The sequence below is a fragment of the Fibrobacter sp. genome (assembly GCF_045131395.1).
Taxonomy (GTDB): domain Bacteria; phylum Fibrobacterota; class Fibrobacteria; order Fibrobacterales; family Fibrobacteraceae; genus Fibrobacter.
Genome location: NZ_JBGUQY010000002.1, coordinates 39,098 through 60,790, shown reverse-complemented (window position 1 = coordinate 60,790; position 21,693 = coordinate 39,098). Strand labels below are relative to the sequence as shown.

15 protein-coding genes are annotated in these 21,693 nt (G+C 49.9%); 2 read left to right on the top strand and 13 right to left on the bottom strand.

Features of this window, described 5'->3' with window-relative positions; genetic code table 11:
- The 9 genes from ACJMNB_RS00230 to ACJMNB_RS00190 form a co-directional block, all read right to left on the bottom strand.
- Entirely contained in the window at positions 1-1,743 is a 1,743-nt protein-coding gene (locus tag ACJMNB_RS00230; RefSeq protein ID WP_405337601.1) for a cellulase family glycosylhydrolase, read from the bottom strand.
- 36 nt (positions 1,744-1,779) lie between these two features.
- Positions 1,780-3,159 carry a glycosyl hydrolase family 8 gene (locus ACJMNB_RS00225; protein WP_405337598.1) on the bottom strand — a complete coding sequence of 460 codons (1,380 nt, stop codon included), beginning with the start codon at positions 3,157-3,159 and terminating at the stop codon, positions 1,780-1,782.
- A 299-nt stretch (positions 3,160-3,458) separates the two neighbouring features.
- A complete protein-coding gene (locus ACJMNB_RS00220; protein ID WP_405337595.1) occupies positions 3,459-4,448 on the bottom strand; it encodes a T9SS type A sorting domain-containing protein in 990 nt (329 codons plus the stop codon).
- Between the two features lie 106 nt (positions 4,449-4,554).
- Positions 4,555-5,604 (bottom strand): glycoside hydrolase family 18 protein, encoded by a 1,050-nt coding sequence (locus ACJMNB_RS00215; RefSeq protein WP_405337592.1) that lies wholly within the window; start codon positions 5,602-5,604, stop codon positions 4,555-4,557.
- Positions 5,605-5,618: 14 nt separating this feature from the next.
- Entirely contained in the window at positions 5,619-6,695 is a 1,077-nt protein-coding gene (locus ACJMNB_RS00210; RefSeq protein ID WP_405337589.1) for a hypothetical protein, read from the bottom strand.
- 13 nt (positions 6,696-6,708) lie between these two features.
- A complete protein-coding gene (locus ACJMNB_RS00205; protein WP_405337586.1) occupies positions 6,709-8,838 on the bottom strand; it encodes a hypothetical protein in 2,130 nt (709 codons plus the stop codon).
- A 12-nt stretch (positions 8,839-8,850) separates the two neighbouring features.
- The gene (locus tag ACJMNB_RS00200; protein ID WP_405337583.1) at positions 8,851-11,118 is read right to left on the bottom strand and encodes a hypothetical protein; all 2,268 of its coding nucleotides are present in this window, start codon (positions 11,116-11,118) and stop codon (positions 8,851-8,853) included.
- A 12-nt stretch (positions 11,119-11,130) separates the two neighbouring features.
- The gene (locus tag ACJMNB_RS00195) at positions 11,131-13,362 is read right to left on the bottom strand and encodes a hypothetical protein (protein WP_405337580.1); all 2,232 of its coding nucleotides are present in this window, start codon (positions 13,360-13,362) and stop codon (positions 11,131-11,133) included.
- 11 nt (positions 13,363-13,373) lie between these two features.
- Positions 13,374-14,099, bottom strand: coding sequence for a sugar-binding protein (locus ACJMNB_RS00190; protein WP_405337577.1), 726 nt, complete (start codon positions 14,097-14,099; stop codon positions 13,374-13,376).
- 216 nt (positions 14,100-14,315) lie between these two features.
- Here ACJMNB_RS00190 and ACJMNB_RS00185 point away from each other — a divergent pair, with 216 nt between their 5' ends.
- The gene (locus ACJMNB_RS00185) at positions 14,316-15,488 is read left to right on the top strand and encodes a glycoside hydrolase family 5 protein (protein ID WP_405337574.1); all 1,173 of its coding nucleotides are present in this window, start codon (positions 14,316-14,318) and stop codon (positions 15,486-15,488) included.
- Between the two features lie 183 nt (positions 15,489-15,671).
- Here the strand turns inward: ACJMNB_RS00185 and ACJMNB_RS00180 are convergent, their stop codons facing one another.
- Complete coding sequence (locus ACJMNB_RS00180) at positions 15,672-17,861, bottom strand: glycoside hydrolase family 5 protein (RefSeq protein WP_405337571.1); 2,190 nt, start codon at positions 17,859-17,861, stop codon at positions 15,672-15,674.
- 179 nt (positions 17,862-18,040) lie between these two features.
- Positions 18,041-18,808, bottom strand: a complete 768-nt coding sequence (lpxA, locus tag ACJMNB_RS00175; protein WP_405337568.1) for an acyl-ACP--UDP-N-acetylglucosamine O-acyltransferase — start codon at positions 18,806-18,808, stop codon at positions 18,041-18,043.
- A 33-nt stretch (positions 18,809-18,841) separates the two neighbouring features.
- Here lpxA and ACJMNB_RS00170 point away from each other — a divergent pair, with 33 nt between their 5' ends.
- Positions 18,842-19,945, top strand: a complete 1,104-nt coding sequence (locus tag ACJMNB_RS00170) for a glycosyltransferase (protein ID WP_405337565.1) — start codon at positions 18,842-18,844, stop codon at positions 19,943-19,945.
- Here ACJMNB_RS00170 and ACJMNB_RS00165 read toward each other — a convergent pair whose 3' ends face one another.
- Entirely contained in the window at positions 19,946-21,238 is a 1,293-nt protein-coding gene (locus ACJMNB_RS00165; RefSeq protein WP_405337562.1) for a CCA tRNA nucleotidyltransferase, read from the bottom strand.
- A gap of 14 nt (positions 21,239-21,252) precedes the next feature.
- Positions 21,253-21,693 (bottom strand): hypothetical protein, encoded by a 441-nt coding sequence (locus ACJMNB_RS00160; protein WP_405337559.1) that lies wholly within the window; start codon positions 21,691-21,693, stop codon positions 21,253-21,255.

Here is a 21,693-nt window from a genome sequence, read left to right as displayed (position 1 = left end):
CTATTCTACTACATTAATCCGCAGAGAAGACATTCCCTTGGCGCCCTTAAGCACCGCCATATACAGCCCCTTTCTAATGGAGGCGTTCAGCTTCAAGGAAGCACGATCCTGTACATCCATAGAATAGATCTTCTTGCCCGTCACAGAGAACAACGTGAGGGACTCGTAACCTTCAGGAATCAAGAAAGAACGATTCGTTGCATCAAAGTGGAACTGATCTTTCATAGAAGCCTTTGCAGAGCCAATCGACACGATCTTTGAATCCTTCGTTATTTTCAACTCCAGGCTATCCGTAGAATCGGCCTCATAGACCGTAAGAGCGTCAATAGAAAGGTCTCCCTTCCAAGAAAGCTTGAGATTCGCGGAACCTTCGACCGGCAAAGCAATCTTATTGTAGAACCCCTTGAAGGTAGTCAACCCGCCCGTCGAAGTGTACTTCACGGAATCCACAATGGCACCGTCATCTACACTATAGCGCAGGTAGCCATCACTGTTAGCACCCACCTTGGCAAAGAACACATAGTAACCAGAAGCAGGAACACCCATCACCGTGTAGCTCGCCCAAGATTCCGAACTGCTATTCTGAGTAGCCAAGTATTTGCCATTTTGAGCAACCTTCTCGACATCAACAGTCTTCACATTCGACGAATCCATATAGTTTTCGCCCTGAATGGAATAACCAAACTCACCTATACCGTTTCTGACAAACTCGTGTACGCTAGCCCCTTCTATCAAAGAACAGTCTACATTGGTTTCGCTCAAGCCAACGCTCGAAAGTCCCTTGCCAGCATTCAGATTCTTCATCAGGTTCTTGACATACTTACCCGATGCAGTCAAATTACCATCGTTCCAGCCACCACTGGCGCTTGCACCACCAGTCAATGCGGCGGAAGTTTCACCCTTGTCGCTAATAGACCAGTTCGCCCAGCTGACTCCAATGGATTCAATCCAAGCCATCCAAGTATCGTTCATGCTTTTGTCGAACTTGCCGTCACCGGTGGATTCAGAAACACCCCATTCCGTAATGATAATCGGGAAATCATTGCACTTGCCCTTGAGCACGTTGTAGCGCAAGCCACCATGACCGCTTGTCGATGCATAGAAATGCAGCGTGTAGGCGATGTTCTTCTGGCCCGTAATAGGATTAGCGCGAGCCGCTTCGGTACCCTGGGAATAGTTCGGGGTACCCACGATAATAATGCCGTTCGGGTCGTTTGCACGGATCTTCGGTATCACCGATTCCGCATAAGACTTAATGTCTTTCCATGTCGTTAGGGAACCACCCGCATAGGTATCATTTCCGCCACTGCAATTTGCGTAAAGCGGTTCGTTGTACAATTCGTACAACACATGGTTGTAATTCTTCTGCTTTACGTAGCTAGAAATGTTGCCAAAGAACGTCTGGGCTCCAGAAGCATTCTTATGGGCGCAATGGGAATGGTAGTCCACAATAATGTAGATACCTGCCGAAGCTGCATAGTCAATCATCGACTTGGCACGGGATTCGTTCAAGTCATGGAGCGGGGTACGTATCACGTTTCCACCCCAATCATTGGCAATCGTCTTTACGGCACCTTCGGTAAAGAACTTTTCAAAACCCCAGTCATCCCAGAAGAAGCTCATCCCTCGCAAGATATACTTGGAGCCGTTCTTATCCACGACATCGAAGCCCTTAAGAGACAACTGGCCATGTTCCGAAACCGGGCTAGCCCATATAGCCCCGGCTGCTACCAACAATCCCATTAATACTTTTTTCAACACCATTGTCTTATATCCTTATTAGTAATTCCAGTACTTGACGAAATACCCATTCAGGAACAACGAATACAACATCTGCATCGAAGGTTCAAAGTAGATGTTATTCTGCTTGTAAGCCATATTCAGGATTGTTTCGTTACAAGCGTTCGTATGGACTGCAGTTTCGGCAGACACCGTCCATAAAGCACAGAAGGCTCCACGGAAATGGGCTCCACCCAGACCAGTTGTGGACGGCTGTTCACCTTGGTAAATGTACTTAATCAAAGTCTGATTAATATCGCCACCGGTCGAATTCAAAGCGAAGGTTGCGGCAGTAGTAGCAAGGTTCTTGGCACGGTCATCGCCATACCAATTGTAGTCCCACATAATGCGGAGCGGAATGCGTACACCTTCAAGGCCATAATAATCGCAGAGCTTCCCAGTCAAGGAACCATTTTCCGGATCGGTCGGAACACCCTCCGCATTGCTCCAATCGGGCCACAAGCCATTACCGGCAGCCTGAACCTTGGTCATGTATTCGTAGGTTGCATTGAGAACTTCGGTCCACTGAGCACTACGTTCCGTATCGTACTTGATCATCAGGCGGAGTGCCACCAGCGAAAAATAGCTAGTATTGTAAACATAGCCATCGTTCATGTGCTTGCCGTCGTTACCCGGCATGAACAAGTGCGTAGTCGCATTGACTTCGGTATTGTAAATAGCGCCAGCAATGCCCTTGGCATAGTTCAGGTATTCTTCGTTACCCTTTTCGGCATAAGCGAGCAATAGAGCCGTCACCACATCCAAGTCAGCATCTGTTGCAGAACCACCCGTTGCTTCAGCAGAGAAGCCGCCGTTCATGTCATCACCCTTGACCATCCACTTCATGAAATACAGACCATCCGCTTCGCTAACGGGATAGGCCTTGTAATACTTGAACAGCTTATCGAACTTTTCCCAGTCCTTCATGAAGTAGGTAATCAGCAAACCATAACCGATGCCTTCGGATACCGTATTCTTCGGAGTATCGAACTTGATACGAGCCGAACCTTCCAGCTTTGCACGCCCGCTGGAGCCCAAGTACGCCGGTTGTGTCACTTCTTCTTCATAAGTCACATAGAACTTGGCAATCCAGTTAGCATACATTGTCTCCACGGCCTGCTGGTTTGCAGTCGGGAATGTGGCATAGTAAGCCGATGCACTAGGATCCGGGGTCACACTCTGACTTGAATTCAGACCTGGCTGAGGAGCATCACCGCCTGCACTTGAAAGAGGCGGATTGTCAGGATTGCCGGCGACACTAGAAGAGGAAATTCCCGGCTGATCCGGATTGTCGACAACATTAGTTGCATTAGAAGATGCATCATCGGAACATGCCGCCATCAGGGCCAAACCGAGCATGGAAAGAATATACTTTTTCATAAAAATCCTTGTGAGATTTTGACAAACACTCACCCTACAATTTAATTAAAAAATCCAAAAAAATAAAGTAAAAACCCATTTGCATGTACACAAACGGAACCAATGTGAACTAGAACACAGCAATTATTGCACTGCGGAACTTTATGGCACATAAAAAAATGTTCACGCTTTGTTCTCGACGATTCGAAGATAAACAAAGCTTTTTTCAATGTACACTTCGACAAGCTCGGTGTTCTTTTACGCATATAAAAAAACCCTGTCCAAAGGACAGGGTTTTAAAAATCTACTTCAAGTAGAAATTACTTGAGGAGAATCTTCTGAGTGAGGTTGGCACCGGCAACGCGAACCATGTACACACCAGCGTCGAGGCTAGCGAGGTTCATTGCGGAAGCGGTAGAACCGCTCATAACAACCTGACCCTGGAGGTTCAGCACTTCAGCCTTGGCAGCCTTAACGCCAGAGAAGGAGAGGGTGCGACCAGAGAGGGTAGCCTTGGCAGAGGCAGCCTTGGCGATGCTACCGATAGCCTTAGTTCCACCTTCGCCGCATTCACCCGTCCAACCGAATTCCTTAATGGTAAGAGTACCCTTAACTTCAGCGGCGGTAGCGTTCTTCAAACGAATCTTAACAGACTTAGACTCTGCCTTAGCTTCGTCGAGAGTGTGCTTGTTGGTCTTGTCCCAGCCATCCTGCTTGAACACAGACCACGGGAGGTCGAGCGAAGCGAAGTTTTCTTCAGCCGGCAGAAGGGTGAACCAAGAGTCATAGCCCATGACAGAGCCATTTTCACCTTCTTCCCAACCGAGTTCCAACTGGAGAGACTGAGAACCGGTCCAGGAGTACACAATGCAGTAACCCGGATGTGCAGAAATGTCAATAGTAGTTTCTGCCTTGGTCCAGTTGAAGCCGATACCAGCGATAGCCGGATCAGAGGATGCACCACCAGCAGCAGACATCGTCACCTGAAGACCAACACCTTCAATGAGGTTGCCGTTCGGGATGATGGAACCATCTTCTTCATTGGTAGTGATGAGCTTGTAGGTACCGTCGTCGTTCGTGGTAATCGGGTCGAAAGACATGGTCTGGCCCTTGTTTTCGTCACCGACGTAAGCGAACCACCATCCACCAGTGTTCTGGTAGCAGTAGCTATAGTCATCTTCAGCAGGTGCTACGCAAGTAGCAACTTCAGGAACCTGAACCTGATATGCGTCAACATCCATGTTCCACAGAGAACCTGCAGCCATGGAGACGCTAGCGGCAGCGAGGCCAAAAATAGCAAGATTTTTCATAATTCTCTCTCTTTTTTAAGGTTTATTGTTTATGTGGCTATAATATAATTCAAAAAATGACATTTGTCTCGCAAAAAAAACTTTACAGATATTTCTGTGGGCAATATCACTTCTTTTTAGCATTGTACTTGATTGCAGGTCTCAACACCTGGCCGACCGTCACCAGCAAAGAGACAATCGGTTCCTTGTGATCGCCAGCAATATCATACAAAGCTATTCCGCCAAAATCGTTGTCCTTGACAAAAGTCGCCAAAGACTTCATTGAAGGAATTCCGTTGAAAACGATCGTTTCCGAAGAGCTCACGGCCACTTCACTCTGGGTAGCCTCGTCAAAGGTCACCTGGTAGTCCGGCGTATCGAAAACAGTCATCAATTCTTTATAGGTCAGGTAACCTTCGTTACCGCTACCCGTGCCTTCGTGGCTGGAGCCAAGACCTTTCGCATTCAAGAAGGTTTTACCGTACAGGGGCACCACAGGCACCAACTTTGCAGAAGAAACTCCCGCATCGGCATATGCCTTGAGAACTTCCTGAGCAAAGGCAAAGTCGGAATTCGGCTTCACAGTAGATTCCTCGGCACTCATCTGGTCTGTGAGCATGACCATCACGTTAGCGGCCTTACCGAGAGCTTCGCTAGAATAGGACTTAGCGGCATCTACAGAACCGATTACAGAAACCGAGACGTTTACGCCGGCATCGGCCACGGCAGAAACCAAAGCGCCATGAGCGGCAAATTCCTCTTCTTCAGCCGGCATCCAATCGATTTCGATAGAAGAAACACCGTTGCCGTCGACAAAAGACTTAATCGCTTCGGCAAAGGCACTACGAGCTTCTTCGCTCATGGCGACTGCCTTCATGGCTTCTTCGTTACCCGAGCCACCGACAACAACCTGAAGGTTCACCTTCTTTTGCTTAGCCAGAGAAGCCAAGGCGTCAAAGTTTGCATTGTCGTTTTCATCGGCGTTGGCAATAGAAGAACCGTCTTCACTAGGAACAAAATACCCGTAATGGATATCCGTCAAGAAATCATAACGGACATCTTCAGGGGTAAACTGGGAATACTGCAACCAGTTCGGGTAATAGGCACCGACCTGAAAATCTGCCGCAAAAAGTAACGCGGCCGAGCATCCCAATGTAGTAACAAACTTCTTAAACATATCGTCACCCTTTCTTAATTTTCAGGAGTTTCATTAGAAGGTTCTGCAGGAGCAGCTTCTTCGGGAGCAGCTTCGCTAGGAGTTTCGCTGGCAGCGGGTTCTTCGCTTGCAGCCTCGGCAGGTTCAGTCGTTTCACCTTCTGCAGGTTCAGTTGCAGCGGGTTCTTCGGCAGAAGCTTCGGGTTGTTCCGCTTCAGCAGCCGGAGTTTCAGACTTTTCAGCCTCGCCAGAAGGTTCGCTAGCAGCAGGCTCTTCAGCAGGGGTTTCTGCAAGGAGGCTATCCTTGACAGTACGAATCCTGTCAAGGCGTTCCGCACCAGCCTCATTCCAAATAGGATAAGTACGGCCATCGGATTCGTTCTTGCAGAAGTAATAGGCGCTGTAGTCCATCATTCTCGGCCTTGCACCCAGCGTATCCGCCAGATTCACAATCGTCACCAAAGGCTTGGCGTCAGATTCTTCCTTCGAAACAACCGTCTTACCGGCATTTGCATACCCGGCCGGGATCGTGATGTCATTCTTAGCGCAACTGCGGTAGGCACGACCTTCAAGAATACCAAAGGCGGCGTAATGCATCAGGTACAGTTCCGGATCATACTGGAAGTTGTCAATATAAGCCTTGTCGTCAGCGCTATTGGGAGCACCACCAATCTGTTGCTTATTGAAGCGAAGAATGACAGCCTTCTGTTCCTTGTTAAGCGCTTCGGAACCAGCCCACATGGATTCTGAATACCCAGCCATCAAGAAAGCCTTTTTCGCCAAAGCCTCATCGGCAAGGAACGCATCATTGTCGGCGTTATACAGAGCAGTGGCTTCGACCTTGGTCTCAGCATTCTGCATCGAATCCAGGCGGGGCTTATTATCCTGATTGCGAAGCTTATTGATGATCTGGTAATATTTCACATCCGGATTCAACTTTAGATAAGCATCCAAGTCGTAATCTTCGGGCAAGGCATAATAAGCGATATCGCGTGTACCATTACCCGCATTGGACGTCTTGACCATCATGTCATCGGAGTCTACAGAATAATCTGCGCAAGCACCCATTATCAGGGAAGCTCCGATCAGTGCGAATTTTACTTTTGTATTCATTTGAAAATTCCCCTTAGAAATTGACCGTCACGTCAGCCATGATGATGTTCTTGGAAATGTCAAGCGAAGCGGCCTGTGCAGCCATATCGCGGAAGTCAATGGTATTCTTCATGCGACCGTATTCCACGGTGGCGTAGGCACCGGCACCAAGCTTGTAGCGAAGTCCCGTCAGGAGCAACATTTCGGAGGATTTGTCCAGAATACCAAGATAGGGATTACCGAAATCAAGAGACAGCATCTGGAAACCCGTGAGCAAGGAAAGCTGCTTCCAGGAGAGATCCAAGCCGGCCATGATACGGGAGCTAGAACGTTCCAAGCCTTCCTTTTCTTTAGTCATTTCAAAGGAACCACCCAGCTTGACACCGAAATCCTTGGCAAGATTGGCCAAACGAGCTACATCCACGTTAACACCACCGCCAGCACGCATGTACTGAGTTCCAGTCACAAACATAATCGAATCAGTCATCGGGTCGTACTTGTCGGCATTGTAGAAACCAAACACGACGCGAAGGGCCACGGCATCGTTCCACTTGCCATTCAAGTCAATATCGCCACCCTTGCGGTTCGGTGTTGCATAGCCATAAGGCAAGGCAATATTGGTAGACGGATCCAACACCGTTGTCGTTCCAAGCAACTCGGCACGTTTCAATGTAACATTGTTGTAGCCGTTACGATAATACTGGGCGTACTTATAGTTGTTGTAAAGACGGTAGAACTCAGATTCGTACTTGGACGGATCGGTGAGCATCATATTCGAGGAGTTCAGCGGAACCGATTCGTACATCGTAAAGTACAAGTTTTCCAAGGAACCCGAGCGAACGCCCGACAACAAGACATCCAAGGCAGAAGGTGCAAAAGAAGCATCGCTATTAAGGACCGGGATATTACTCAGCACGGCAGGCGTCATAGCCTGTTCTGCCTGGTAATCCTTATCTACCATGACCCCATGAGCCTTGGCATCAAAATCGATGGAACCAATCGTCGCGTCGGCAAACAAGTCGACCAACAAAGCGCCCTTATTATGAGCAGCTGCAACCTGGTTCATTTCCGGATTAGATTCGGTAGTGGTCTTGTAGCTGAAATAGCCACGGTCCGTAAGCAGTTCACCTTCGGAATTCACGTAAGCCGACGTATCAACCACCATGAGCTGCGATTCCGTCTGCACAAACGCATCACGGATATAGCTCCAATAGGATAAGGCATATTCAACATTGGCTCCGAAATGGAACTTACCGGGCATCAGACGCTTGGAATCAAACCCAAGTTCAAAGCTCAACACGTTGTTACGATCATAATAAAGGGTGTCAGCATTTACGAACATGTTGATCGTGCGGGAACTGCGAACGCGATCGAACGTATAAACGTCATTCACGCCGAGAGTAATGCCAGCCAGGTCAACACTTCCTGCAATACCCGTCAAGTAACGGTCGGAATTGTCAAAGTCAAAGAAGACCTGACCTGTTTTCTTACCCACGTTGCGAATGCGGGCCAACGTTCCATGGAACTTCAGGTCGTCCAGAGCACCGAGCTTTCCCGTGGTCACTTCCACGTTAGCACCCTGCATCAAGCGGCCATTGGATCCATCCAGATTCTTGTCGGCCATGACTTCTTGACGGTGTTCGGCAAGAATCGTGGGTTCAAAGATGAAATCCGGCATCGGCTGGTACACGGTCAACGGGGTGTAGGCGACGCGCATGTGGCCCAAATTGAACTTCATGTGCTTATTGACGCCATAACCATCGTAAGACCACCAGGTCGTAATGGGAGAATTGTTGCCTTCGCGGTGGGCATTCTGCCAATCCTTGTGGAAGCGCAAGTCAAACCTGGCAACGCTTTCGGAACTGGGCCTTACCGAGAACACCATATTCATGCGGGTATAAGCAGAAGCTTCACTCAACTGGGAATCGTCCGTCAGAGCATCAGAAGAAATCGAAGAGTGCAAGTAACCGGCCTTGGCATTACCGTTAATGGCAAAACCTATGGCGTTGGCTTCGTAATTTGTCAGCTTTTCCAGCAGACTGAGCTGACGGCTTTCAACAGAAGTAGTATCCTTGACTTCTTCTTGAGCGAATGCCACAGAAGCTGCAAGCAGCGAAGAAAGGAGGATTGTTTTATAACCCATAAACTTCAAATCGTTATTCATTGTTAGCCTCCCTTAGAACTCTACGTTGATTGTAGCCTGAAGGACGCTACGGGTGAATTCATGTTCAACTTGACTTGCGGTAGACTCACGATTTTCGATAGCTACGTAGTCAGGAAGGTTGGTTTCGGTTGCCGGAACAAAGGAATTGTCGGAAACGCTATATTCGCCTCCCAGCAAGGAACCCTCGAGACCCACGACCGAGTAGGTATTCTTGACGGTTGCCTGTCCATAGTTGATCGCCAACCAGGCATGGGGTGCAAGCGTATAGTCAAGACCGACCATCCACTGCATCTGCTTACCCTTCATCACCGGAGCCATAGAGACTTTCAGGTTGCTCATCGACATTTCTTGCAAGAGAGCACCACTCTCATTAAGTTCCGCGTTAATCATCTGGAAACCGGCCGAAACACCGAGACGCTTCCAGTAGCGGGCATAGATGCCGGCATTAATGAAGTCCGTCTTGAATTCTGCACTAGAAATAGAACGTTCGGCATGCTTGTAGCTACCGCTCAGTTCCAGCGGCAAGCTGAATCCGAGCAGGCCAAGGACATCCACCTTGGCACCACCGCCAAATTCCGTATAGGAAATCTTATCCGAACCAATAATAGCCGCGACCTGATCCATCTTGGTGAACAAACCCTGGACTTCAATCATGTTGTCCTTGCCGTAGCCAGCCACCACATTGGCACGGACACCGGTACGGTTCGTCGTTGCAAGGCCATTGGGCAAAGCCATCTGGACATTGGCATCGGACAGTTCGTCGATGAGGGCCAGTTCCTTACGGGTGTAAGTAGCCGTAGTGTAAGAAGTCTTGGAATAGGGAGCGATGTTATAGCTCTTGGTCTGACCGTTTTCCATACCAGCATCATCGTTCGTCATGTACTGGGATATGGGAGCATGTTTCGGCGTAAAGAAGTAGAGAGCGTCGAATGTGGAGTACAGCGGAGCGTACGGGCCATATTTGGTCAGGTTACCATCCTTGTCAGAGTTCATGACGCGAGTAGCGATGAACGAGGGAGACTGAGCCAAGGAGTTGTACCAGCTAGAATCGTTGCGGATGTAATCCACAGAGACCTTTGCCATCCAGCGATCCGTCTTGTAACCCACATTCAGGTTTGCGTTAAGTGCAAGGCCCTTTTCGATTTCGTCTACCGATGTAACGGTACGAAGCGTATCATAGGCGAATCCGGCTTCATCAGCCAAGACTGCAATAGAACCGTCTTCAGCAGTAACCGGGATTGCCGATTCCGCATAAATCTTGTCCATCGAATAAGCAACTTCACCCGTCAAATCCGCAATCAAGCTCTTATTGCCCATGAATCCGGCGACATCGGCACCGAATCGGCCTGCAAACACTTGAGTGGACTGGGGAAGTGAATCGAGGAAGTTCACCGGTTTCCTGATGTAGTTATAGGTAGGATCGGTTCCGCCGACAGCGATATAGCCATCGTTCTTATAGTAGGTGTAAGCCTTGGAATCCTTGTCGTCCCAGACATCCAAGAAGGTCACGCCAACCATCAAGTTCTTGTTCAGCGGATACAATTCCAAGTTGGCGGCCACGGCATACTTGTCAAAGGTTCCTGCCTGAGAAGCACCCCAGATGTCTTCGCCCGGGAGGAGGTTACCCTCGGCACCGGTCGTATCGAGGCGTTCGGCACGGCGGAGTCTTGCAAAGAAACCTTCGGCGCGAAGTTCACCCACAGTGGGGCCCAAGTCTGTACGGAACTGCAAGTTGAGACCCTGCAAATTGCGCTGGTTGCCTTCAATAAAGGCTTCCTTCTGGGCCATTTCGCGGTTGCGGGCAAAAATCATGGGTTCATACATGATGTCAACACCAGGCATGTACACAGTCAGCGGAGAATACTGCTGACGGAAGTCTCCGGCCGTCCAGTGGAACTTATTGCCGATATTGCCTTCAAGGTTAATCCAAGGAGCATTTACCGTAGTGGCCGAATTCGCAAAGTAGTCCTGCATACCTGCACCCAGGCGCAGCACGATATTTGCACCGACAAAATCCCAGGGGCGGAAATGCATATCCAAGTCCAACTGGACAAATTCAGCAATTTCGCGATCCGGAAGCGTATTGAAGGCGTTGACGTCTTGCTTTGCATCCACATTGGACTTATTGTAAACGGCACGGACCGTACCGCCAATATCGACACCCTTTCGGGATTCGATGGCATCTACGGTACTATCTATCTTAGCCTGATTGTCGGCAATTGCGGTAGCAGAAGCGATTGCGGAAACAGAGAGCAAACCAAAAATGAGTCTTTGTAACATACTTAACCTCTACTAGAACCACATCTTTGTTTCAACAGCGAAGTAATGGCCTTTCCAGTCGTTTTCCGGAAGGAATTCGTCGGAACTGGTCATCCACTTGTAGCGGAAGTGCAGACCTGCACGGGGAGTGAAGTCCCAATCGAGGCCGAAACCAAGAGCTGTCTGGGTGATATCAATCGGAGCCTCTTCATAAATGAAGGCACCCTTCTTATATGCAGCCGGATAGGCCGAGCCCGAAACCGGCAAGCTAGCATTAATAGTGCGAATCACATAAGCGTTAGGAGCGCAAATCTTTTCGAGACCCAAAATCAGCAAGCCATGAATGGTAGAAGTAATGGCCACGGCCGGTTCAGACTGGACGAACCAATCCCAGGCAAGCATATCCTTCTGGTTCGGGCTATAGGCAAGCGGAGAGAAGGTGGTCGACACACCGGACAGGGCCGTGTAGACAGACATCATGATATTGCGCTGGATTCCAAAGAAGTGACCCACTTCGTAACCGGCATCAAGAACCAGGCTGACGTTCCACTTGGCATGCTGGGGAGCATCTTCTGCAGCAGCCTCTTCGGCGCTGTTGTACGGGACAAAGCCTTCCCACAATTCCCAGGTACCACCACGGAGACCACCTTCACGGTTGTTGAGCTTGTCCGTAGACTTGGCACCCACACGGGCCACATTACGAGCCTTGTCGCTACCGTTACCGGAGTCAGCCGTGAAGAGAGTCTTGAACTTGGTCCAGGAATTGGAAGATTCCCACATGGCGCGACCATTCAAGTTATACTTGAAATCAATCATGTCATCGCCCTTTTCAAGCTGGCGATGGATACCGTACTGCACGTCAAAGCGACCCAGTTCAATCTGCGGTTCCACCTTGATGTTGGCACCAACCATGTTCGGACCGTAACGGAAGGTACCGGCACCCACATAGAACTTATCCTGGCGCCAAGTACGATAGCGAGACGGATCCGTCATGCCAAAGGGTGAATAGAAATCCGGAGTTAAGTAGACAGCTTCAAGAGTAATGGGTTCCCAGTGCTTGTCCTGAGCCTTGATATACAAGCCGAAAGCCGGAGTGGAATTGCTGCTGGAATAGAATTCCTTTTCGTTCTTGGCGTAAATTTCTTCGCTTTCAATCGGCTTGAACCTCGTAGAGTCATCCCAACTCAAGGCGAGATCCATCATCAAATAGAACTTGGGAGTCAAGTTACCCTTGATGTCGATAGAAGCCACATGGTTGTCAACAATGTAAGGATTTCCGTCGGCATCCTTGAATGTATATTCAGGTTCGTAGATGGCAGTGTTTTCAAAGGTCACGCCCAAGTAGTTTGCACCAACCGTCATGTCGGCGCCGGCCACCTCGATTTTTTCCTTAGCAACACGGCCATGATAAACCATACCGTCAAAGTCATAAGTACCGACCATTTCCAGTTCACCCGGCTGACCGCCCAACATTCTAGTACCGTCACGGGTAGCAATGTCGGCATCCATGGGCTGGGACAGCATGAACTGAGCCTTCATGTTATACGGAAGCGTGTGGACATCCAGGAACAGGCCACCGAAGGAGCGGTTCGTCCAGAAAGCACGGCCACCTTCCTTAACAGGGTGGAAGTTCTTTTCTTTATAGTAGGTACTCACGACCTTTTCGTCTTCGAAGGTTTCGTACTGCGAAGCGAAACGGGCCATGGTTTCACGTTCCCACATGGTGAGAGGGCTACTGTTGGCCCAGATAACGCCACCGGCCTGGAAGGTAGCACCGAAACCGCCTGCACGGACATCAATACCGGCTAGCATATTTTCATTGGTCGCAATACCATAGTAGTCTGTCCAGTGACCAAACGGGACGCGTTCAGCGTGGTTGAATTCACCAGAGTTGGGCTGTGTTGCATTCGAATTCTGGAAATAACCGGAGAAGTCGAAGGGCAAGTACAAGTTGGAGAACACCGTCAAGAAAGAAGACGGAGAAACAACGATACCCACATTCAATGCAGACTGAACAATCGTGCGTTGCTGGTCGCTCATCTGCAAATCGGACGATTCGTAATAATCAAAATGCTTGAGACGCATGGTCAGGTCACCCGAGATGGCAACCGGACGGTCATCTTTACCGACAACGGTAGATGCGGCATATTCAGCCAGGGAGTCCATGCGGGCGTCCACACGTTCCAGTTGTTCTTCGGGGGTTTCAACAGCCCATGAAGCTGCAGTCAACAAGCCCAAAGCTAAGTAGCTTATTCTTTTATGCATGAACATCCTCATTAAAACTCATTACGGAACGGATAGTTTGCCGGACCCATGTATTCAGGCTTAGTCTTCTTGATGACGATATCATCGAGCCAAACCTTAAATGCAGTATTTTCGTCTTTACGGACTTCGATACGGAAACCCTTGAAGTTTGCCCAGCTGAAGGGAAGCATGACTTCACGGGTGTTCTTGGCATCCCAGTACACACCGGTTTCACCGAATGTCTTGAGGGGGATGCTGAAGTGTTTCCATTCCTTGGTGATATCACCAAAGCTCTTGGAACGAAGCTTCACCTGGAGGGATTCGCCGTTGCTCTTGACACCGTCATCCAACAACACGAACAAAGCGTTTTCACCACCTTCGGCCCCCTTAATCCAGAATTCCAGGGCACCGTCTTCGAAATACGGGGTCAAGTCCACAGAACCCGCAATACAGATAGCCACACCGGAGTAGTCGCTAGCAATAAGTTCGACCTGCATTGCCAGATCGCCTTCCATGGCGCCGGCGGCGTCGGTCATAAAGGGTTCGGGGTTTTCACGGGGGTACTGGTAGGTGTATCCACCACCGCGAGGAATGCCTTCGCGCATCACAATCGAGGCAACGTCCTTATTCTGCTGGAACGGCTTAGGTTCCTTGGGGGTAAAACGCAACACGTCACGGTCACGATAATCACTAAAACTAGCCGAAGCAATGGACACAGATGCCAAGACTGCAGCGATAGCAAAAGATGGTATTCGCATAGAAAATCTCCAATCATGCGGAAATTTAACTTTTTTTTTGACGAAAGAATGTTAAATTCGCTTAATATGCTATGATTCCGCACTTTTAGCAAAGGTAAGTATAGATTTTTAAAGCAATATCATCGTATCTTACCGCCCAATAATCGTTTACACACGTAAACCCGAAAAAAGAAAAACAGCAATTCTCCTTGGTAAAAATAAATCTAGATTAGGGGCATGAATATCAAAAAGACACCTTTTATTTTACTTGTCGCGCTCGCGTTCTCGCTGAACGCCTGCGGCGGTTCCGATAGCGAAGGCAACATTACCACCCCCACGACGAATTCCTCGGCCGAGGAAGCCGCCCCTACATCGTCGGGATCATCGACACCAGCCGTAGCCATCGACTATACCAAGGGAAAGTTGATGAACGCACGCATCGGCAAGGGCATCAACATGGGAAACACCTTCGACGCCACCTGTGAAGCCTGCTGGGGCGCCGGTCCCGTAGAACTCGAACAAGTTCAGACTATAGCCGCAGCTGGATTCAATTCTATCCGCCTCCCCGTCCGCTGGGACGACGAAACGCTCCTAGGCGAACCCTACACCATCTCCGCCACCTATCTGGCTCGCGTCAAGGAAGTGGTCGGCTGGATTAACGCGGCAGGCCTTGTCGCCATCATCAACATGCACCACCACCAGTCATTCCTGACAGATGTCGCCAATCCCGATGCCGAAGTCAAGAACCAGAAGCCGAACCTGGAAAATGCCGAAAAGCACCTCGCCCGCATTGACGCCATCTGGACACAAATCGCCAACTACTTTGCAGACGTTTCAAGTGAAAAGCTCGTCTTTGAGCTGTTTAACGAGCCGAGAGGAGGCGTCTCTGCCGATCTCCACAACCAGATGATCGCACAAGTATTCCCCATTATCCGTGCTACGAGTCCAGATAGAACCGTCATGTTCGGCTGTAACGACTACAACGTCTACACGGGAATCCGCACCCTGAAGCTCCCCGCCGACGGCAACATCATCTTTACCCCGCATTACTACCGTCCCACCAACTACGCCTTGCAGGGAGAAAATTACAACTGCCCCGCCACAATAACGACATGGGAAGGAACAAAGGCGGAAAAAGAGACCATGGAGAAAGAGTTCGACGAAATGGTCAAGCTAGCGAACGAGTACTATCCGGGAATCCCTATCAACATCGGGGAATTCGGAGCTACAGAATGTGGCGGGATTCCTTCAAGAGTCAAATGGGTAACGAATTTTGTGAAACTGGCCAAGGAACGCGGAATCAGCTGGAACTACTGGGGATTCACCAATGTGGGCGGCTACGAAATCTACGACAAGGACGTCACCAAAACGTGGTCTGACACCGAAACCCTCAACGCCCTACTCAAGTAAAAGAAAATCTCCTATTTACACGCACCCAGGCTATCGCCGGGGTGTTTTTTTTCGTTGTGGATTGCTTCGTCGCTTCGCGCCTCGCAATGACGTCCTTTGGGAGTTTCCCATCATCGTTGTTTACCTATAACAAAATAAGGCTCCCCGAGGGGGAGCCTTCGCAGAAAAGTCTTTAAGGACCAATTAGCGGTTCACGAACCACTGGGATTTGACGGTAGAGCCCTGGCGCATACGCACGATGTAGGTGCCAGCCGGAATGGTCGAAGCATCGAAGCCGACAGTATGCACACCAGCCGAGAGATTCTGGTCAAGGACAGTCTTGACACGGAGACCCTTGACGCTATAGATGTCCACAACGACACGGCCAGACTTGACAAGGCCCAAGGTCACATTTTCGCGGCCAACCTTCAAGCTAGAGCTGATAGCCGGAGCAGCAAGCTGCTTGATAGCAACAGGCGGAGTATAGCCGGGAATAGTCGTCGGGGCAGTCACAGAAATCGGAGATCCACTACCCGTCAAGTTAAACACCGCAATACCAATCTTGGAATCGGCAATGCCATCGGTCAAAACGCACAAAACAGTGACACTACCCGTATGAGCGCCATCAGGGGTATATGTCAATGTCGTGCTGTCACTGCTCAGTTCCAATTTACCCGGATAGTCGGGGGCCAAATAGCCTGTTCTGAACTTGACAACATCGCCATCAGCATCGCTTGCACGCATCGTCGTAAGGGAAATATCGATAGGATTCGTATTGGGCTTGTTGCCCATATTCGCCTTGGCATAGATGTTCGGAGCCATATTCTGGCAAAGAAGCTTTATCGTAGCGGTCGCCGTACCATTTACATTCTTGACGGTATAGGTCAAAGTAACTTCACCCTGACCGGCAGGAGTAAAGGTAAGGGAATCTTCCTTACTCGTGACAGTACCGGCAGAAACCTTAGCGTCTGTCACAGAAATGGACTTTGCCTCTCTAGATTCCGGGTTAGAAGCACCCAGCTTAGCCAAGGTAAACTTAGTCGGGTTCTTGTAACTTACCGCAATAGTCGTATCTTTAAGAATCGGCTTACGCTTGGTCATCTTGACCACGATACGTTCCTTGACAGTGACATCACCCTTCTTAACACTATAATTAATAACAACCTTTTCGGGAGAGCCATATTCAGCGCTCTGGAAGGTAATGGAATTATCGGTCTTGGTCACCGTACCAGAATTGGACGTAACTTCAGAAATAGCACCGCTGATTCCCAGTTCCGAGGAGAAGGTCTTGGAGGAACCTTCATCGAGGCTCGTGGTAATAGAATTACCCATCGGATGAGAAGAAGGAACAAAAGAGGTCCACTTGTTGGTGCTCATGTATTCAGCGAAAACGCCTGCGGTCGAGTTGGTTCCCGAGAATTTGGACTTGGCAGCATCCAAGTTCGTCGTATTGGTGCCTTCGGGGAACATGGCAGAAGACTGCTTATCCGGACCGGCAAACCACATACAGCCGCTAATCTTGTTCTGGTCCATCCAAGAACGCCAATCAGAAGCACTGCTCACGCCGCCATCGCCATTAGCACCGGTAGCGCCCCATTCCGTGACGAAAGTCGGCGTACTGGTAGCCTTGTTACTCTTGTAACTGCTGTGAGCCCCCTCTCCAGCGTAAAAATGCAGGGTATAGGCGATATTCTTATAAGTGTTATGCAAGCCCTGTGCTTCCTGTTCACTGGGCTTGGACGAGTAAAAATTCGTACCGACAACGATCAAGTTCTCATTGCCTGTGCCACGGATAGCGCCAGCCACGGTCTTTGCATAATTATTAATATCACTAGCAGAAGCACTGACAGGTTCGTTATAGATTTCCCAAATCAGGTTCGGGACATCCTTGTATTCCGAGGCCATTTCCTTGAAGAAATTGGCCGCTTCGGAGGTTTCGGAATGGGCGTTATGGGAATGCCAGTCCACAATCACGTAAATATCGTTTTCGATAGCAGCATCTACAATTTTCTTGATCAGGGCCTTGGTCAAACCCTTGTATTCAGAACCCGTAGAAAGGTAGCCATAACTGGTCACACCCTGGTTGCCATCAGACTGAGAAATCGGCTCCTTGTTTTCGCCATAGTACTTAATGGCCATCGGGGCACGGATAACGCCAATATTGAAGTTGAGAGCAAACCATTCAACTGTAATGGGGTCGAACAAAACGGCCGGATCACCCGTAGACCAGAAAAGGCTAGGTCCCTTGAGCTGAATAGGAGTACTTGTACCCGTCTTTTCACCACAAATATTGGCCCCGCAAGAAACGAGCTTGCCAAAATGGCTTACTGGTCCCGCAAATGAGCACAGGGATGCAGTCAAAAGAATCCCGGTCAATTTTTTTGCTATCGACATAAAAACCTCATTAAAAAATTTTCTCAGTAAAAATAATCACTTATTTTTCAATTAAAAGCCTTTTTTTGTAAAAACTCTGTTTCTTACTGTAAACAGCAACCTATTTTCCGTTTTCAAAGTGTTCCCCGTGATATAAATCACCCCGGTTTCCGGGGCATACTTTTTCAAAAGTTTACAATTCACGGGCGCACAAGGGATCCACCCCAATGCTCGTCGAAGAAGGAACGGAACAATGTTTCCGGCCCATTTTTCAGTTCTTCGATAACTTCGGCCACGGGGCGGCCACTACGGTAAAGTTCGCGGTAGGCACGAGAAAGGGCCTGGATGCGTTCTTCAGGGAAATCTTCAGGATGCAGGCGCAGGGCATGCAAGTTCAAGGCTCCATAGCGGATGGGGTTTCCCGATGCCTTGGTGCATGGGGGAACGTCGCGGTCCACCTTGTGGGTACCGCCCACAAAGGCGTAGGCGCCCACCTGGTTTCGCTGCTGAATGGCGGTCACGCCCCCGATGGTCGCGTATTCGCCGATGCGCACATGACCACCCAACTGGCAGCTGTTTGCAATGACAACACCCTTTTGAATATCGCAATCATGGGCAATGTGGGAGTAGGCCATCACCAACACTTTGTCTGCAATACGGGTGCAACCACCCCCTTGCACCGTTCCCCGATTGAGCGTACAATATTCGCGAATTGTGCAATTTTCGCCAATTTCAAGACGGGTGGGCTCGCCCGCATACTTCAAATCTTGGGGAGGACCCCCGAGAATAGCTCCATCGTAAACATGGGTGTTTTTACCGATAGAAACGCCACCATAAACGTGCACCCTGGATTCCAAAACAACTCCTTCGGCAATTTCAGCACCAGAATCGACTAAGCACCAGGGGCCAATAACGGCCGTTTCGTGGACTTTAGCTTGCGGGTGAACAAATGCGGAAGGATGAATCATGGCCCAAAGATAGTTTTTTCTAAATTTCCAGACATGGGTGGTATTATCATTGCATGCCTTACCGCACTATACGTGCTGTTGTTCCTATTCTTCATAATAGGGGTCATTCGCACACACCGATACAGGGGCCCCAAAGCCACGCCCAGCGTTACGGTGGTAGTCCCCATGCGAAACGAAGAAGAATTCGCGCAACGCACCCTGGAAGCCCTTGCCGAACAGGATTACGCTGGCGAATGGGAAGTAATTTGCGTAGACGACCGTTCCACCGATTCTACCCGCGAAATTCTTGAAAAATTCGCAACCACCCATCCGAAATTCAAGGTTCTCGCCCTTTCGCCGGACTTGCCCCAAATTGCAAGCCCCAAGAAACGCGCCCTGGAAAGCGCCTTCAAGATTGCAAAATACGACGTGCTTTTAACCATGGACGCTGACTGCATTCCACGCAAGAGCTGGATTACGGCCATGGCCGGCCGATTCACCGACGGCATTTGCATTGTACAGGGCCCCAAGCAGAACAACGGCAGCCGTACGCTCCCCCATCTTTACCAGAAACTGGAAACCCTGGGCTATACAGCTATGGAAGCAGCCGGATTCAGCTGGGGTCACCCCATTGTGGCAAGTGCAGCCTGCCTGGCCTACAAGAAAGACCTGTTCTTTGCAGTGGGCGGCTTTGGCGACCTGGTGAACCTTTCCAGCGGCGATGACGACATGCTCATCCACAAGATGATGAAGATTCCCGGTACCAACGTCTGTTACAACCTGGACAAGGATGCCGTAATAGAAACCGCCCCGGTACACACTTGGAAGCAACTCTTCAACCAGCGCGCCCGCTGGAGCAGCAACGGCACCAACTACGAGAGCAAGGCGTACATCCTGATGCTCACGCTGATTTACACCTACTACATCTGGATGTTCATCAGCCCCTGGTGCGTGCTCTTTCTGGATTGTCCGTGGCAGTGGTGCGTTTTCAGCATTCTGCCCAAGATTCTAGTGGACTTCGTATTCCTGATGATCGCATCCTGGAAGCTGCATGCCAAGCGCAAGATGCTTGCATTCTTACCCACCGAAATCATTCAAGTCCCGATGATCGTGTTTGCGGTGCCCGCAGGGATTACAGGAATGTTCCGCTGGAAGTAATTACGACAGGCGCGATTTCGCCCAGGCGATTGCTTCTTCAGTGTTGTTGATTTTGCCATCAAGCTGTAGCTCGAAACTCTGCTTGATGATTTCGCCCATCTGCTTACCCGGCTTTACGCCCATATCCATAAGCATTTTACCCATCAGGTAAGGCTGCGGGGCGGCCTCCATCAAATCCAGTTCACTGGCTGCGCTCCACAACTTTTCGGCGAAGTTTTCACCTTCTGCGGAACCGGCATAGAATTCACTGGGTGTGCACTTCACTAGCAGACACAGAAGCTTTAATCCGCCGAGTTTTACGGCAAGGCGACGGAGCGCAGGGGCATTATTCACGATGGCCGTATCAAGTTCCTGGTAGACTTTCAGCAATAGCGGGACCACCTTGAGCAAATGGGTTTCGTTGGTGATTCTTTCCAGAAACTTGAGCGAAGTTTCCGCACTTCCGCAAAGAAGGGCGGCAAAGGCGAATTCCATGGCCTGAGCTTCGGAAAGGCCGGAACCGTCCCGCAAGGGGACCATGTTGTCGAGAATTGCACCAAGGGTTTCCCATGAATTCTTGAAAGGTTTGATTTCAGGGAAATATTCGTCCAACTTGATATCTAAAAACGCCTTAAGGCCCAGCGAAGGCTTACCCGGCTTCAGGAGCCACTTCTTGAATTCTTCGAACAGGCGTTCTACGGAAAGATCGTCCAACGAAAGGGTGCGGCAAAGCTCCACCGTAGAAGGTGCCAGCGTGCAACCGAAACGGCTAGCAAACTGTACCCCGCGCAAAATACGCAGGGAGTCTTCAGCGAACGCCGGACCCACATGACGCAGAGTATGGGTTTTCAAATCATCGATTCCGCCATAGGGGTCGCAAAGCGTGAGTTCCGGCAGCTCCATGCCCATGGCATTGATGGTAAAGTCACGGCGAAGGGCCGCTTCTTTAAAACTCAACTTCTCGTCGGTATGCACCACGAATCCGCGATGGCCATAGCCCACCTTACTTTCGGTACGGGGAAACGAGAAATCCAAGGAAAGGCCCTTCATGGCCAAATGAATGACGCCGAATGCCTTGCCCACCAAGTTGGTGCGGCCGTACTTGGAGAGTATGGGCACAAGGGCGTCTTGGGCCATGTCGTAGACTTCCACGTCGTAGTCGCGACAGGACTTTCCTAAAAGGGCGTCGCGTACCCAACCGCCCACCAAAAAGGCGCGACCGCCCGCTTCGCGGATATCGCCTGCAATTTTGAGGAGGCGTCCCGGCAAATCCGGTTCGAACCATTCACCCGAAAGCGTCTGAATTTTTGCCATCTACAGAGACCGCCTTACTGGAAACTTTCCGCATCTGCAGCGGAGGTGTCTACCGGAACTTCGGCAGCCGTATTTTCAGCCGCAGGTTCAACAGCCTTGTAGCGGTCATAAATGCTGGTCGTCTCGACACCAGAAGAATCTTTTAGCGCCTCCGAAACAGAAACGTCCTTGCTGGTAGAATCCGCAGCCGCGGGCTCCTTCTTGGAATCCCCATTAGATGTCATATAACGGTCATAAATGCTCTTGCGGGCCGCAGCGCCTTCCGCTTTCTTTTGTGCTTCCTGCTCACGGCACACGCGCAATTCTTCCTCGGCGTAGGCTCGCTGGTCCGGGGAATAGGTCATGGTATTCAAGCGATATTCCATTTCTTCGCACACAAAGCCCTGGCGTTCACCGGCACAACCAATGAATGCTACAGCGATGCCCAAAAACAAAAGCGTCACAGCACGATTCAT

What these genes read in the sequence shown, in the direction of transcription:
- ACJMNB_RS00170 (WP_405337565.1), top strand. Translation starts at nt 18,842, where the DNA reads ATGGGTGGTATTATCATTGCATGCCTTACCGCACTATACGTGCTGTTG.
- ACJMNB_RS00210 (WP_405337589.1), bottom strand. Translation starts at nt 6,695, where the DNA reads ATGAATACAAAAGTAAAATTCGCACTGATCGGAGCTTCCCTGATAATG.
- ACJMNB_RS00160 (WP_405337559.1), bottom strand. Translation starts at nt 21,693, where the DNA reads ATGAATCGTGCTGTGACGCTTTTGTTTTTGGGCATCGCTGTAGCATTC.
- lpxA (WP_405337568.1), bottom strand. Translation starts at nt 18,808, where the DNA reads ATGATTCATCCTTCCGCATTTGTTCACCCGCAAGCTAAAGTCCACGAA.
- ACJMNB_RS00215 (WP_405337592.1), bottom strand. Translation starts at nt 5,604, where the DNA reads ATGTTTAAGAAGTTTGTTACTACATTGGGATGCTCGGCCGCGTTACTT.
- ACJMNB_RS00165 (WP_405337562.1), bottom strand. Translation starts at nt 21,238, where the DNA reads ATGGCAAAAATTCAGACGCTTTCGGGTGAATGGTTCGAACCGGATTTG.
- ACJMNB_RS00230 (WP_405337601.1), bottom strand. Translation starts at nt 1,743, where the DNA reads ATGGGATTGTTGGTAGCAGCCGGGGCTATATGGGCTAGCCCGGTTTCG.
- ACJMNB_RS00205 (WP_405337586.1), bottom strand. Translation starts at nt 8,838, where the DNA reads ATGAATAACGATTTGAAGTTTATGGGTTATAAAACAATCCTCCTTTCT.
- ACJMNB_RS00195 (WP_405337580.1), bottom strand. Translation starts at nt 13,362, where the DNA reads ATGCATAAAAGAATAAGCTACTTAGCTTTGGGCTTGTTGACTGCAGCT.
- ACJMNB_RS00200 (WP_405337583.1), bottom strand. Translation starts at nt 11,118, where the DNA reads ATGTTACAAAGACTCATTTTTGGTTTGCTCTCTGTTTCCGCAATCGCT.
- ACJMNB_RS00225 (WP_405337598.1), bottom strand. Translation starts at nt 3,159, where the DNA reads ATGAAAAAGTATATTCTTTCCATGCTCGGTTTGGCCCTGATGGCGGCA.
- ACJMNB_RS00185 (WP_405337574.1), top strand. Translation starts at nt 14,316, where the DNA reads ATGAATATCAAAAAGACACCTTTTATTTTACTTGTCGCGCTCGCGTTC.
- ACJMNB_RS00180 (WP_405337571.1), bottom strand. Translation starts at nt 17,861, where the DNA reads ATGTCGATAGCAAAAAAATTGACCGGGATTCTTTTGACTGCATCCCTG.
- ACJMNB_RS00190 (WP_405337577.1), bottom strand. Translation starts at nt 14,099, where the DNA reads ATGCGAATACCATCTTTTGCTATCGCTGCAGTCTTGGCATCTGTGTCC.
- ACJMNB_RS00220 (WP_405337595.1), bottom strand. Translation starts at nt 4,448, where the DNA reads ATGAAAAATCTTGCTATTTTTGGCCTCGCTGCCGCTAGCGTCTCCATG.